Origin of the sequence: Leifsonia sp. McL0607 (assembly GCF_049993355.1) — a bacterium.
In the GTDB taxonomy this organism is placed as follows: domain Bacteria; phylum Actinomycetota; class Actinomycetes; order Actinomycetales; family Microbacteriaceae; genus Leifsonia.
Window position 1 is genome coordinate 797,874 of record NZ_CP188253.1, and the last position, 13,222, is coordinate 811,095.

At 71.1% G+C, this 13,222-nt stretch carries 13 protein-coding genes; 6 read left to right on the forward strand and 7 right to left on the reverse strand.

All coding sequences use genetic code 11. The annotated features are described in order from the left end of the window. Window positions 1-54: 54 nt before the first annotated feature. A complete protein-coding gene (locus ACPPVW_RS03895) occupies window positions 55-741 on the reverse strand; it encodes a BON domain-containing protein (protein ID WP_426625227.1) in 687 nt (228 codons plus the stop codon). 104 nt (window positions 742-845) lie between these two features. Then, on the reverse strand, window positions 846-1,916 hold the full coding sequence (locus ACPPVW_RS03900; protein WP_426625228.1) for an alcohol dehydrogenase catalytic domain-containing protein: 1,071 nt from the start codon (window positions 1,914-1,916) through the stop codon (window positions 846-848). Window positions 1,917-2,066: 150 nt separating this feature from the next. Here ACPPVW_RS03900 and ACPPVW_RS03905 point away from each other — a divergent pair, with 150 nt between their 5' ends. Beyond that, on the forward strand, window positions 2,067-2,492 hold the full coding sequence (locus tag ACPPVW_RS03905) for a hypothetical protein (RefSeq protein WP_426625229.1): 426 nt from the start codon (window positions 2,067-2,069) through the stop codon (window positions 2,490-2,492). Between the two features lie 121 nt (window positions 2,493-2,613). Here ACPPVW_RS03905 and mgtA read toward each other — a convergent pair whose 3' ends face one another. After that, complete coding sequence (mgtA, locus tag ACPPVW_RS03910; RefSeq protein WP_426625230.1) at window positions 2,614-5,250, reverse strand: magnesium-translocating P-type ATPase; 2,637 nt, start codon at window positions 5,248-5,250, stop codon at window positions 2,614-2,616. Continuing rightward, a complete protein-coding gene (locus ACPPVW_RS03915; RefSeq protein WP_426625231.1) occupies window positions 5,247-6,155 on the reverse strand; it encodes a universal stress protein in 909 nt (302 codons plus the stop codon). The genes mgtA and ACPPVW_RS03915 overlap by 4 nt, the downstream gene beginning before the upstream one ends. 124 nt (window positions 6,156-6,279) lie before the next feature. Here ACPPVW_RS03915 and ACPPVW_RS03920 point away from each other — a divergent pair, with 124 nt between their 5' ends. Next, window positions 6,280-6,834 (forward strand): flavodoxin family protein, encoded by a 555-nt coding sequence (locus ACPPVW_RS03920; RefSeq protein WP_426625232.1) that lies wholly within the window; start codon window positions 6,280-6,282, stop codon window positions 6,832-6,834. A gap of 113 nt (window positions 6,835-6,947) precedes the next feature. Here ACPPVW_RS03920 and ACPPVW_RS03925 read toward each other — a convergent pair whose 3' ends face one another. Genes ACPPVW_RS03925 through ACPPVW_RS03935 form a run of 3 tightly spaced genes read right to left on the reverse strand, consistent with a single transcriptional unit; the run spans window position 6,948 to window position 8,756 of the window. Continuing rightward, complete coding sequence (locus ACPPVW_RS03925) at window positions 6,948-7,406, reverse strand: universal stress protein (RefSeq protein WP_426625233.1); 459 nt, start codon at window positions 7,404-7,406, stop codon at window positions 6,948-6,950. A 26-nt stretch (window positions 7,407-7,432) separates the two neighbouring features. Continuing rightward, window positions 7,433-7,852, reverse strand: a complete 420-nt coding sequence (locus ACPPVW_RS03930; RefSeq protein ID WP_426625234.1) for a pyridoxamine 5'-phosphate oxidase family protein — start codon at window positions 7,850-7,852, stop codon at window positions 7,433-7,435. Continuing rightward, window positions 7,839-8,756: a universal stress protein gene (locus tag ACPPVW_RS03935; RefSeq protein WP_426625235.1), complete on the reverse strand. Its 918-nt coding sequence runs from the start codon at window positions 8,754-8,756 to the stop codon at window positions 7,839-7,841. Before ACPPVW_RS03935 ends, ACPPVW_RS03930 begins: the two co-directional genes overlap by 14 nt. Before the next feature lie 145 nt (window positions 8,757-8,901). Between ACPPVW_RS03935 and ACPPVW_RS03940 the strand changes: the two genes are divergently transcribed. Genes ACPPVW_RS03940 through ACPPVW_RS03955 form a run of 4 tightly spaced genes read left to right on the forward strand, consistent with a single transcriptional unit; the run spans window position 8,902 to window position 13,191 of the window. Next, complete coding sequence (locus tag ACPPVW_RS03940) at window positions 8,902-9,903, forward strand: zinc-binding alcohol dehydrogenase family protein (RefSeq protein ID WP_426625236.1); 1,002 nt, start codon at window positions 8,902-8,904, stop codon at window positions 9,901-9,903. 13 nt (window positions 9,904-9,916) lie between these two features. Then, entirely contained in the window at window positions 9,917-10,816 is a 900-nt protein-coding gene (locus tag ACPPVW_RS03945) for a universal stress protein (RefSeq protein WP_426625237.1), read from the forward strand. 6 nt (window positions 10,817-10,822) lie between these two features. After that, a complete protein-coding gene (locus ACPPVW_RS03950) occupies window positions 10,823-12,550 on the forward strand; it encodes a GAF domain-containing protein (RefSeq protein ID WP_426625238.1) in 1,728 nt (575 codons plus the stop codon). After that, window positions 12,547-13,191 (forward strand): response regulator, encoded by a 645-nt coding sequence (locus ACPPVW_RS03955; RefSeq protein ID WP_426625239.1) that lies wholly within the window; start codon window positions 12,547-12,549, stop codon window positions 13,189-13,191. The genes ACPPVW_RS03950 and ACPPVW_RS03955 overlap by 4 nt, the downstream gene beginning before the upstream one ends. The last annotated feature ends 31 nt before the right edge of the window (window positions 13,192-13,222 follow it).

Here is a 13,222-nt window from a genome sequence, read left to right on the forward strand (position 1 = left end):
CCAGGCGGCGCGGCCGACCACGCGGCGGCGCGGTGGCTCGGGGGCACCGCCCTGCTACCCGTTGCCGAGGTGCACGACGAGATGATTGTGCACCTGCGTCACGTTCGGGGACGACCAGGCCGTCAGCTCGGCTTCGTGCTTCTCGATCCAGGAGCGCACGCTGCCGGTGAGGGTCAGCTCCGTGCCCTCGACCGTGACCACGATGTTGCGGGCGTCCAGGGCGGCGTTGCGGATGATCGCCTCCCGGACGCGGTGCTCGACGTCCTGGGCGTCGGGACGTCCGCTGAGCTGGATGCGGTTATCCACAGCGCGGACACCGTCGATCCTCCGCACGGCCTTCGCTGCGGCGATGCGCTGATAGTTCCAGTCGACGAGGCCGCTGAGGATCACCATGTGCCCCTGCACTTCGAGATGGATCCCGTCCTCGGGGATCCCGGACGTCCAGCGGAGCACGTCGTTGACAGCCTTCGCCAGCTCCAGCCCTTCCGGCTCGCTCAAGACCGGCCGCAGATGCAATTCGTCGTTCACCGCGAGCACCCCGACGACACGCTGCGCCGCCATCACCGCGGCGGCACGCTGACTGAGTGAACCGACTTCGCCGCTGAGAGTGACGACGCCGCCGTCGACCGCGACGCCGATGTGCGCCGGATCGTCGAGGCCGGGCTGCCAGCCGAGTTCGGACTGGACATCGTGACGGACTTTGAGGTCTTCCGCGGAAAGCGGGACGGTCTTCGTGTTCATACAGCAAGGCTGCGGCTGACCGCCCCATCGTCACGAGGGGCGAAAGTCCCGCCGCTCGAATCTCCAGGGGCAGCGCGATGATCCCGCCGACCCGAACCGCGGACTCACTCGAGGTCCGGCGTGCCGGCGGCGTCCTGCTCCTCCACCTCGACCGGCAGCCCGGAATCGTAGACGAAGACGAGCCGGGCCGGCACCTCTCCCGCGAGCACGCTCGCCACGGCCTCGTTGACGTCGCGGAGGTCACGAGGGGCCGCGACGACCCGCGTGCGACCGACCGCGTGGAGGGCGAACACCTCTGCGAGATCCTGCCGGGTCCCGACGATGGAACCGATGATCGAGATCCCCTTGAGCACGGTGTCGAACACGGGGATGGTCAGCGTCCCGTCGGCGGGCAGCGACACGAGAACGAGCCGGCCGCCGCGGTTCAGCGAACGGAACGCCTGGTCGAAGACGCTCTCCGCCACGGCCAGCACGATCGCCACATCCGCACCGCCGAGATGGTGGATGACGGTGGCCGGGTCGACCTCCCGTGCGTCGATCGCATGATCGGCGCCGAGCTCGACCGCGAGGTCGAGCTTGTCCTCGTCGACGTCGACGGCGACCACCTGAGCGCCGACGAGACGGGCGTACTGGACGGCGAGGTGACCGAGGCCTCCGATGCCGAACACGGCGACGCGCTCCCCCGGGACGACGTGCGCGGCCTTGACGGCGGCGTACGTCGTCAGTCCCGCGCAGGTCAGGGGCGCGGCGTCGATCGGCGACACGTCGTCCGGTACGGGGACGGCGAACCGGGCGTCCGCGAGCGCGTACTCGGCGTAGCCGCCGTCGACGGCGTACCCGGTGTTGTACTGCTGCTCGCAGAGGTTCTCCCGGCCGTCGACGCAGTAGCGGCACTCCCCGCACGCGTGGCCGAGCCACGGCATCGCCACGCGCTGGCCAAGCGTGCGGGAGGTCACGCCGGCGCCCAAGCGCTCCACGATCCCGACGCCCTCGTGCCCGGGGACGAACGGGAGCGTCGGCTTCACGGGCCAGTCGCCGTCGATGGCGTGGATGTCGGTGTGACACAGGCCGCACGCCTCCAGCCGGACGAGCACCTGACCTGGGCCGGGCGACGGGATCGGACGCTCTTCGACAGTGAGGGGCTGATGGAACTGGGTGACGACGGCTGCGCGCATGGCCGCTCCTTTCGCTCTGGCGTCAGTCTCGCCGCGTGCGCCCCGGCGGGATGGGCCGAAGGTCCCCCGGCGTGACGTCGCACGGGTCTTTCGGCCCTGCGCCAGGGGCCGGACAGGCGCGAGGCTCGGGACCTAAGGAACGGAGGAGTCATGAAACGCTGGATCCGCATCGTCCTGACCGTGCTCACCGCTGCGGTCGGCATCACCGCGATCGCCGGCGGCCTCGCTCTGATCATCGGAGCCGCGACCTCGTCGACAGCCGGGGGCGCTGTCCCCGACCGCTCGTATCTGGGCGGGAGTCCGTTCACCTCGTACATCGTCCCCGGGCTGGTGCTGGCCGTCGTCGTCGGCGGCACCCACCTCCTCGCGGCCCTGCTCGTCGGTCGCGGATCGACCGCCGGGTCGTTCGCGACAGCGGTCGCCGGCTTCGGCCTCCTGATCTGGATCTTCGTGCAGATGATGATCATCCCGTTCAGCGTGCTGCAGGCGATCTACTTCGCCGCGGGTCTTGCCGAGCTGGGCTTCGTGCTCCTCGGGCTGGGTGTGTTCCGGCGCGACCGGGTCGTGACGCCGTAATGCGGGGAGTGTCCATAACTCCGGAAATCCCGGGGGACATGCCGGCGTTGGGGCCGTTCCGCCGGAGGTCCGCGGCGTGTGGGCCGCGGCCTCCGGAATTGCTCGCAGTAGCGCAGACGTGTCAGCCCGCACGCGGCGACCGCGCCGTGAACCGCGCAGCCCGCCGGGCCACCCGGTGCGGGTACGCCCTCTGTCGCACCATCGGCGCTCGCGGCGCGCTCAGCCGCGCGTAATACCAGACCTTCGCGGCTTCGACGAGCACGAGGTACAGCAGCACGAGCCCGACCAGGGCGAGGAAGAACTGCGCGGGGAGCGGGGTGAATCCGAGGAGCTCTGACACCGGCGAGTACGGAAGCCACGCCCCGACAACCACCACGGCCAGCACCGACACCGTGAGCGGGAGGGAGGCGCGGCTGCGCAGGAAGGGCACGCGCCGGGTGCGCACGGCGAACACGATGAGCGTCTGCGTCGCGATCGACTCGATGAACCAGCCCGAGCGGAACTCCGGCGGGCCCGCCTGGAAAGCGAAGAGCATCAGTCCGAATGTCGCGAAGTCGAACAGTGAGCTGATCGGCCCGAACAGGAGCATGAACCGCCGGATGGCGCCGATGTCCCAGTGCGATGGCGCCTTCAACTGCTCGGCGTCGACATGGTCGGAGGGGATGGCGAGCTGGCTGGAGTCGTAGAGCAGGTTGTTGAGCAGGATCTGCCCGGGGAGCATCGGCAGGAACGGCAGGATCACGGAGGCTATCGAGGCGCTGAACATGTTGCCGAAGTTGCTCGACGTGCCCATCAGCACGTACTTGATGGTGTTCGCGAAGATCCGGCGTCCTTCCGTGACGCCGTCGGCGAGCACGTCGAGGTCTTTGTCGAGCAGCAGCACGTCGGCGGCGTCCTTGGCGACGTCGACCGCAGAGTCGACCGAGATGCCGATGTCGGCGCGGTGCAGGGCGAGCGCATCGTTGACGCCGTCGCCGAGGAAGCCGACGGCACGGCCCTTCTGCCGGAGCGCCCGGATGATCCGCGCCTTCTGCTCGGGCGAGACCCGGGCGAAGATCGTCGACGCGCGAGCGGCTTCCCCCAGCTGCTCGTCGTCGAGGCCGTCGAGGCGTTCACCGATGAGTGTGCCGCGGGTCGCCATCCCGAGCTGCGTGCAGACGCGCTCCGCCACGACGGCGCCGTCGCCGGTGGCGATCTTGACCTCGATGCCGAGGTCGGCGAGACGCCGCAAGGAGGCTTGCGCGTCCGGCTTCACACCGTCGACGAACGCTAGGTACCCGCGCAGGGTCAAGCCGGTCTCGTCGGCGGGAGTCAACGCGGTCAGATCGGCGGCGGGGCGAGTCGCGATGGCGATGACCCGGGAGCCGGCCGCGTAGAGCGACTCCAGAACGGTCGGCGCGGTCGCATCGGCCGCCGCGCAGAGCGGCAGTACCGACTCGGGGGCGCCCTTGACGACGACGATCGGGGCGGAGCCGGTCGCCGCCACGAGAGCGCCCGCCATCCGCCGCTCGTGGTCGAACGGCACGGCGTCCAGCCGGCGGTAGGCCGAGACCGGCGCGGAGGCGGCTTCGTCGCTCTCCCAGAGCGCCGCATCGAGCGCGTTCAGGCCGATCGTCTGCGGCGCGGCCGGGTCGGTGTCGGTGGCGAGGAGGCCGAGCAGCAGCACCTCCTCGGGGTCGACGCCGTCGAGCGGCACCGGGCGGTCGAACACGATGCGGCCGGTCGTCAGCGTCCCCGTCTTGTCGGTCACCAGGAGGTCGAGGTCGCCCAGGTCCTCGATGCACACCATCCGCTTGACCAGCACCCGGCGTCGAGCCAGCGCGCGCGATCCGGCCGCCAGACTGGTGCTGACCACGGCGGGGAGCAACTGCGGCGTGATGCCCACGGCGATGGCGAGCGCGAACAGCAGGGACTCGATCAGCGGCCTCCCGAGCAGCAGCGCCGCGCCGAAGATCAGCGTCATGAGGATGAGCGCCACGAGCAGCAGGAAGGTCGAGAACTGGCCGAGCCCGCGCTGGAACTCGGTCTGCGGCTCCTGCGTTCCCAACCCGACGGCGATGCGGCCGAACTCCGTCTCCCCTCCGGTGGCCACCACGACGCCGATTCCACCGCCGGCGTGCACGACGGTGCCCATGAGCGCGCAGCAGCCGAGTTCGCCGACGCCCGCGCCCTCGGGGACCGGGCTCAGGGACTTGGCGGCGGCTCGCGCCTCGCCGGTCACGATGCTCTCGTCGCACGCCAACCCGGTGGCCTCCACCAGCCGGAGGTCGGCGGGGACGACTGTGCCGACCGCGAGCACAACCAGGTCACCGGGGACGAGCTCGGTCACGTCCACACTCCTGCGCACTCCCCCGCGCACCACCACCGCGGTGTGGCGCAAGCGGTCGTGGAGGGCGTCGGCCGCCTGCTCGGCCCGGAACTCGTTGACGAAGCCCAGGCCGACGCTGATCACCAGGATGACCGCGATGATGACCGCCTCCGTCGCCTGCCCCACGAACGCCGAGATGATCGCCGTCGCGAACAGCAGGATCAGGATCGGGCTGCGCACCTGGCGCCCCAGCACTCGCCACGGTCGCGCCCGGTGGCCCCGGACGGCGTTGGGACCGAACCGCGCCAGCCGTTCGGTCGCCTCGGCGTCGCTCAGTCCCTCGGCGGACGACCGGACCCCCGCGAGCACCGCCGCCGCCTGCTGGCCGGCGGCGGCGCGCACCGGACTCGGCCCTGGGGCCGGTACGGCCGTGCCGAGCGCCGCGCTCACCCGACCTCGCGGTGTGCGCGTGCGACGACGACGGGCACCCGGACGTTGGACAGCACGTCGTGGCTGACCGACCCGAGCATGATGCGCTTGGCGCTGCGCCGATTGTGTGTGCCCACGACGAGCATTCTGTGGCCTTCTGCGGCTGCGACCAAGCCCCGCGAAGGGGAGGCTTCGATGACCTCGGGGCGCACGTCGATCGCCGGACGATACTCACGCGCCGCCTCGGCGGCGGCCTCCACGATGCGCTGCCTGTGGTCTCCGAGCGACACCTCGGGCACCAGCCCGGCCAGCAGCGGGTTCGCCGCGTAGCCCACGCAGACGACGCGCAGGGGCTCGCCGAGGGCGGCGGCCTCATCTGCGGCGAGCGCCACAGCGGCCTCCGAGGAGGCCTGGCCGTCCACTCCGGCCACGACGCCGACGCCCGAATCCGCCCAGCCGTGCGGGACGACCGCGACGGAACAGGCGGCGGTGGCGGCGACGCGCACGGCGAGCGAGCCGGCGAAGCCGGGTTCGCGGTCGGTACGCGAACGGGCGCCCACGACGAGCAGGTCCGCGTCGCGGGACGCCCACGCGAGCTCGGCCCCCACGTGCCCGTAGAAGTAGCGCGTCGACACGACGAGCGGAGGGTGCGGCTCGGTCGCCGATCGCGGGCCGGTGGTCACCGTCGCGCGGACGGGCGCTCTCTCCGCGATCCGGAGGGCGGCCTCCTGCTCGGCGGCCAGCAGCGACTTCGCCGCGAGGACGAGCAGGGTCCCCGGCTCGTCCGGCGCGTCACCCCAGGAGCGCTCGACGACGAAGGCGAGTTCCAGCTGCGCTCCGTCGCGCACCGCGCGCCTCGTCGCCCACTCCAGTGCGGCCCGGTGCCCGGCCGTGCCGTCCACGCCGACCATGATCGTGTCCACCATCGTGTCCTCCAGCCCTCGGGATGGGACGAGCGTCTCAGCTCGGGCGCCTGCTCTGAAGTGCCGAAAGTCCCACGTGACCTTCGACCCTGCCGCGGTCGCATCGCGACACGCGACCGTGGAGGACATGAACGAAACCGCATCGGTCGCGCGCGCGGCCATCGTCTACGAGTCCATGTTCGGCAACACCCGCCAGGTCGCCGAGGCCATCGCGGAGGGGCTGAGGGAGGCCGCGTCCGTCACAATCCTCCGCGTCAAGGACGCACCGGAGGCGTTCTCGGACGCAGACCTCCTGCTCATCGGAGCCCCCACCCACGCGCACGGGCTGAGCCGGCCCTCCACGCGGGAGGAGGCGGCGAAATGGAGCGACGACCCCGCGCGCTCGCTCGCGCTCGAGCCCGACGCCGAGGGCATCGGGGTGCGCGAGTGGCTGGAGTCCTGCGGCGAGCCGCCGGCCCGGTTCGCCGCGTTCGACACCCGCGCCGACATGACCGAGCTCTTCACGGGCTCCGCGGCCTCGGCCATCGACAAGCGGCTGCGCCGGCTGGGGTCGCGCCGGCTGGTCGGCAAACACAGCTTCCTCGTCGACAAGGACAGCGTCTTAGTGGCCGGGCAGCTGGAGGACGCGCGCGCGTGGGGCCGGGAGGTCGCGGCGGCGCTGCGGGCGCGGGCGGCGGTGTGAGGCCGGAGTAGATCGGCCGGGCGAGCCGACTCGCTTGATAAACTTATCAACGCTTCGAGAGCTTGACAAACTTATCAGCCGACGGCGCCCTGGCCGAGAACAGCGCCGACCTGTCACGACCCGTGGATCACCAGCACCGGGGAGTCCGCGTGCTCGACCACCGAGCGCGAGACCGAGCCGAGCAGCAGGCCGGTGAAGCCGCCCAGACCGCGGCTGCCGACGATCAGCATCTCGGCGTCCTCCGCCTCGGCGATGAGCTGCCGTGCGGCGGAGCCCGTGCGGATCACTGTCGAGTACCAGCTCGGCGGCTTCGACCCGAACACATCGCGTGCTGCGTCCTCCGCAATGGTCTGCGCGTCCCGCTCGGGATCCCAGCCGCCCATCACGTAGCCGGGCCATGACGGCGGGTACTCCCAGACGGTTGCGCCGACCAGGCTGCAGCCGAGCCGCTCGGCCATGCGGGCGCCGCGGCGAAGCGCGGAGAGCGACTCGGCGGAGCCGTCGACGCCGACGACGATTCGGCCGCCGGGATGGATGCGGTCCTCGGTCTCCGGGACAGGGGCGTCTGTCATTGCAGGCTCTCCTTCTGGGAGGCGGTTCACCAGCGCTCGGGCTCCGGCTCGCGCCGGAACCGACGGCCGGTCATGCTGTCGATGTCGATGTGGACGTAGCGGTATTTGAGGGTCGGGATCCACGGCTGCAGCGGCACCTGGTCCGCCTCGTCGATCTCCCTCTGGTTCTCCAGCTGCCGGGCGCGACCGTGGACGACGACGCTCCAGGCCTCGTCGTCGGTCCAGCCGTCGGTCTCGAAGGCCACCGCGTTGTGCACGGTCAGCTCGAGCAGCTTGGTGCCAGGGGCCGTTCGGATCAGAATGCTGGACCCGTCCGAGTAGAAATTGACCGGGTAGATGTCGGGCTCGCCGCCCACCGCCGTCGCGAGCCTTCCAAGGGTGGCGCCCTTCAGGACCTCGCGGCACTCGTCACGGTCCAGCACGTGGACCGGGTCATCCGATGACATGGCTCTCTCCTTCCGTCTCGGGCTGTTCGGCGCCGGACTCCGCTTCCGTCGGCGCAGCGTGCACCACGATCGTCGGCGACGACAGGTTGAGCAGCACGTCGTAGGCGACGGCGCCGAGGCTGCCGAGTTGAGCCTTGGCCCGTCGCGAGTCTCCGATCACCAGCAGCTCCGCGCTGCGGGCGAGCTCGTTGAGTGCGGCACCGGCCGGCCGGCGCACCACGCGGCTGCGGATCACGATGCCGGGCTGCCGCTTTCGCGCCAGGGCGACCGCGGAGGCGAGGAACCCCCGCGCTTCGTCGTCGCGACGCAGCTGCCAGTCACGCCGTTCGTCATCGTGATCGACGTCGAACGGGGAGTGCGACTCCGACGAGCGCACGGTCATCAGCTCGCAGTGGTGATCGCAGGCCAGGTCGGCGGCGAGCTCGACGGCTGCCGCGCCGGCCGGAGTGTCGTCGACGCCGACGATCACGCCGCGGCGCATCCGCGACGCGGCCTCCGGGATGATCGCGACCGGCCCGGTGGCGAGGTTCGCAAGCTGCAGGCTGCGGGAGCCGAACGCCCGCCCGTAGTGGAAGCCGGTCTTGTGGGTGCCCACGACGACCATCGTCCCGGCGTCGCTGAAGGAGGCGAGCTCCGCCATCGGGCTGCCGAACCGCACCTCTCCGTGGATCGGCGCCTCCGGGCGGAGGGAACGGGCGTAGTCGACCTCGTCGGCGAGACGCTTCTGGGCATCCTGGTCGACCTCATCGATGAGCAGCGATCCCACCGCACCCCACTCGTCGTCGGCCACGTACACGAGCGTCACGCCGACACCTCGCTCTCGAGCGCCGGCCAGGGCCCACCGGATGGCGGCGCGGGCGGGGACAGATCCGTCGACTCCGACGATGTATCTGCGGATCTCCATGGGGAATACCTCCGTGAGCAGTGTTTCGGGAACTGGAGGGAGTCCGAAGGGTCCTTGGTCCCGTGGGTCCTTGGTCCCGTGGGACCTTCGTCCCGCTCCGGACACGCGCCGCGCGATTGACTCGGTCGGGGAACGGGAGGCCCGGATGACCACGATGAGAGCATGGCGCACCACTGGCACGCGCGGCGGCCTGGAGTCCGTAGAGGTCCCGGTTCCCGAGCCCACCGCCGATGAGGTCCTGCTGCGAGTCGAGGTGTGCGGAATCTGCCGCACCGACCTCCACGTCGTCGATCAGGAGATACCCGTGCATCGTGAGGCGGTCACACCGGGCCACCAGGCGATCGGAACCGTGATGGAGGTCGGTTCCGACGTGACGTCGATCGAGCCGGGAGCCCGCGTGGGCGTCGCCTGGCTCCGACGCACCTGCGGCCAGTGCGAGTTCTGCCGCCGGGGAGCGGAGAACCTGTGCCCGCGTTCGGAGTACACCGGCTGGGACGCAGACGGCGGCTTCGCCGAGTACCTGGCCGCTCCCGCCGCGTACGTCTACCCGATCGCCGCGGACGCCGACGCGCTCGAGACCGCGCCGCTGCTGTGCGCGGGCATCATCGGCTACCGCGCGCTCATGCGAGCGCAGCTCCCGCCGGGGGGCGCGCTCGGCATCTACGGATTCGGGTCGAGTGCGCACGTGACCGCGCAGCTCGCGATGGCGGCGGGTACGCGGGTGTTCGCCATGACCCGCGGTGTCCAGAACCGCGCGCTCGCCCAAGAGCTCGGTCTCGCCTTCGTCGGAGAAGAGGAGGAGACGCCGCCGGAGCCGCTGGACGCGGCCATCGTGTTCGCGCCGGCCGGCGGCCTGGTCCCTGTCGCGTTGCAGGCGACCGCGAGCGGAGGGACGGTCGTGCTCGCCGGCATCGCGATGTCCGACCTGCCACCCCTCTCGTACACCGACTCGCTGTTCCGCGAACGCGACCTGCGCACGGTGACGGCGAACACGCGCGAAGACGGCGTGCGCTTCCTCGCGCTCGCGCGCAACCTCCGACTGCGCCCGACAGTGACGGCTGTCCCGTTCGACGGATTGGCGGGCGCTCTCGACGACCTGCGACGCGGCAGGGCCAGCGGCTCGCTGGTGCTGCGCGTCGCCTCCTAGGAAGGACGAGGCGATGCCCGAGCGGACAGTGGTGTCGTGGAACGGTTCCCCCGGCTCGGAGGCCGCGCTCTCCTGGGCGTTGCGCCGCTCCCGCGACTCGGGCTCGACGATCGAGCTCTTCGACGTCGTCGACCTCAGCCTCTTCCTCGGCGATCATGCGGCACTCGATCGGGCGACCGAGCAGGAGGAGGACAGGCTCGACACCCGCGTCGAGGATCTGCGGACCTCGCATCCCGGGGCGGTGACCGGACGGGAGCTGCTGGTCGGCGACCCTCTCGAACTGCTGACCGCGCAGACCCGGCCGGAGACCCTCGTCATCGTCGGCACCCGGCAGCGCGTCGGGCCGCGCGTGCGATACGGCTGGTCGCTCGGAGCGCGGCTGGCGACGGCCGCGGCCGGGCCCGTGGCGGTGGTACCCGTCGAGGAGGCGGAAGCGGCGGCGGCCCGGTCGGGCGTGGTCGTCGGAGTGGACGGATCGGACGTCGGCAGGCTCGCGCTGGAGTTCGCCGCCCAGGAGGCCGACGACCTCCATCAGTCGCTGACAGTCGTTCTCTGTTGGGTCACACCGCTGTCCGAGCAGCCGCTCGTGGTCCCCGACGACGAGTTCGTCTCCTCTCAGGAGACCGAGCGCCAGGAGCTCCTCGACGACCATGTGCGAACGGCACGCGAGAGGCACCCCGACCTCGCGGTGACCTCCGTCCTCCTGCGGCAGCACCCGATCTCGGGCCTCCGCGTCGAGTCGGAGCACGCCTCGATGCTGGTCGTCGGCAGCAGGAGGCTGACCGGATGGAAGCGCACCTGGCTCGGGTCGAATTCGCACGGGCTCATTCTCGATCTCGCCGCACCCACGGTCGTCGTCGGTCTGGAGACGCAGGTGTACAGCGGCCGACAGGGAGCTACACTCGGCGCGTGAGGACCTGTGCCGCCCGCGGCACCCGCCGCCGCCGAGAGGAGGCACGCGATTTCGGGCGATGAGCCGATCACGTTCCCCGACGCCCCTCGGGCGGAGCTCGACCGCGCCCTCGGCGAACTTGTCGAGCAGGCGAGGAAGGTCCTCGAAACCCAGGGGCGCCTGCGCGCACTCGTGCGGGCGAACCGGGCCGTCGTGTCGCATCTCGAGCTGCCTGTCGTACTGCGTACCATCATCGAGGCCGCCGTAGAACTGGTCGGAGCGCGCTACGGAGCCCTCGGGGTCATCGCGGAAGGCGGCGGTCTCGAGCAGTTCATCCACGTCGGGATGTCGGAGGACGCAGTGGCCCGGATCGGCCATCTGCCGGAGGGGCACGGACTCCTCGGGGCCCTGATCGACGATCCTCGTCCGATCCGACTGGACTCCATCGCCGGCGACGCGCGGTCCTCCGGCTTCCCGGAGGGCCACCCGCCGATGACGGCGTTCCTGGGGGTGCCCATCGCCGTGCGGGACACCGTCTTCGGCAATCTCTACCTGACCGACCCGGCCGCGGGAGGCTTCACCGACGACGACGAGCAGCTCGTGAAGGCGCTGGCCGCCAACGCCGGATTCGCCATCGACAACGCGAGACTGTATGCAGAGACGGTCGCTCGCCAGGCGTGGAGCGCATCCGCCGCCGAGATGACGGCGAGCATCCTGGGCAGCGACGCGGAACAGGCCCACGAGGAGTTCGCGACGCGGGTGGCGGGCCTGGTGGGCGCGCGTACGGCGTTCGTGCTCGGGACCGGAGAGCCGAACGGCGCCCTCCGGCTGCTCGGAACGAACGGTGACCCGGCCCCGACGGACGTCGTCCAGCTGGACAACGACCGCGTCCGCAGCGCCATCGAGGGCGCACAGCCGACCCGTCTGGACGAGGTGAACGGGCTCCCGCTCGCCGAGGGCTGGGAGCCCGGTCCCGGGCTCGTCGTCCCCTTCGCCGGCAAGACCGGCGAGCCCGAAGTGCTGATCGCCGTCCGCGAGAGCGGGGCATTGCCCTTCTCCGCCTTCGAGCTGGAGCGAGCGGTCACCTTCGCGGGCCAGGCCTCCCTGGCCATGGAGCTCGCCGAGGCGCGTGCCGACCGGGAACGCATCGTTCTCCTGGAGGACCGTGCGCGCATCGCGCGCGACCTCCACGACCACGTCATCCAGCAGCTGTTCGGCGCCGGTCTCGAACTGCAGAGCATCGAGTCGGCGGTGGGGCCCGGACCGCTGGCCGAGCGGATCGACGGCACCGTGAAGTCGCTCGACGGCGCGATCGCGCGGATCCGCACGGCCATCTTCTCCCTGTCGGCCCATGACCACGACGAGAGTCTGCGGCATCGGCTGCTCGACATCGTGCTCGAGGTCGGGGACGCGCTTCCGCAGCCGGCGACCGTGTCGTTCTCGGGGCCGGTCGATGTGGTGGCCGACTCCGGACTCGCGGACGACATCGCGGCCTTCGTGCGGGAGGGTCTCACCAACGTGGTCCGGCACGCAGGGGCGAGTACGGCGACAGTCGAGGTCGTGGCGTCCGCGGACGAGATCACCGTCGACGTCGCCGACGACGGCACCGGGATCGGCGAGACCTCTCGTCACAGCGGCCTGCGCAACCTGTCCGAGCGTGCCGAGAGGAGGGCAGGCGTTTTCGACGTCGAGTCCACACTGCAGGGCACACGCCTCCACCTGCGCCTGCCGGTGCCGATGGACGGGGTCACATGAACGAATCGCCGATCCGCGTGTTCCTCACCGACGACCACGAGATCATCCGCCGCGGCATCGCCGGGCTGATCGACGCCCAGGACGACATGGAGGTCGTCGGTGAGGCGGCGACCGCGGCACAGGCACGGGCACGGATCCTGGCCGTGCGTCCCGATGTCGCCGTGCTCGACGTGCGGCTGCCCGACGGCAGCGGCATCGACGTCTGCCGCGCCGTCAAACAGGCCGAGCCGGGCACCCGCTGCCTGATGCTGACCGCGTACGACGACGAGGACGCGCTGCGCAGCGCGATCATCGCGGGCGCCGACGGTTACGTGGTCAAAGACATCCGAGGGAGCACGCTGCTGGACGACATCCGCGCCGCTCACCGCGGCAAGCGGCTCATCGACCCGCGCATCGCCGACCGCGTCACGGCGACGATGCGGGAGCCGGCCGACGATCCGCGGTTCGCTTCCCTCGGCCTCCGCGAGCGGCAGGTGCTCGCGCTCATCGCCGACGGGCGCACCAACCGGCAGATCGCCGAGAGGCTGGGCTTGGCAGAGAAGACGGTGAAGAACTATGTGAGCTCCTTGCTCGCCAAACTCGGGCTTGAGAGGCGGACGCAGGCCGCGGTGCTCCATCTCGAACACCGCGGCCACGGCTGATCGGGATTCGGGTTCCCGATCGCCTCCCCCC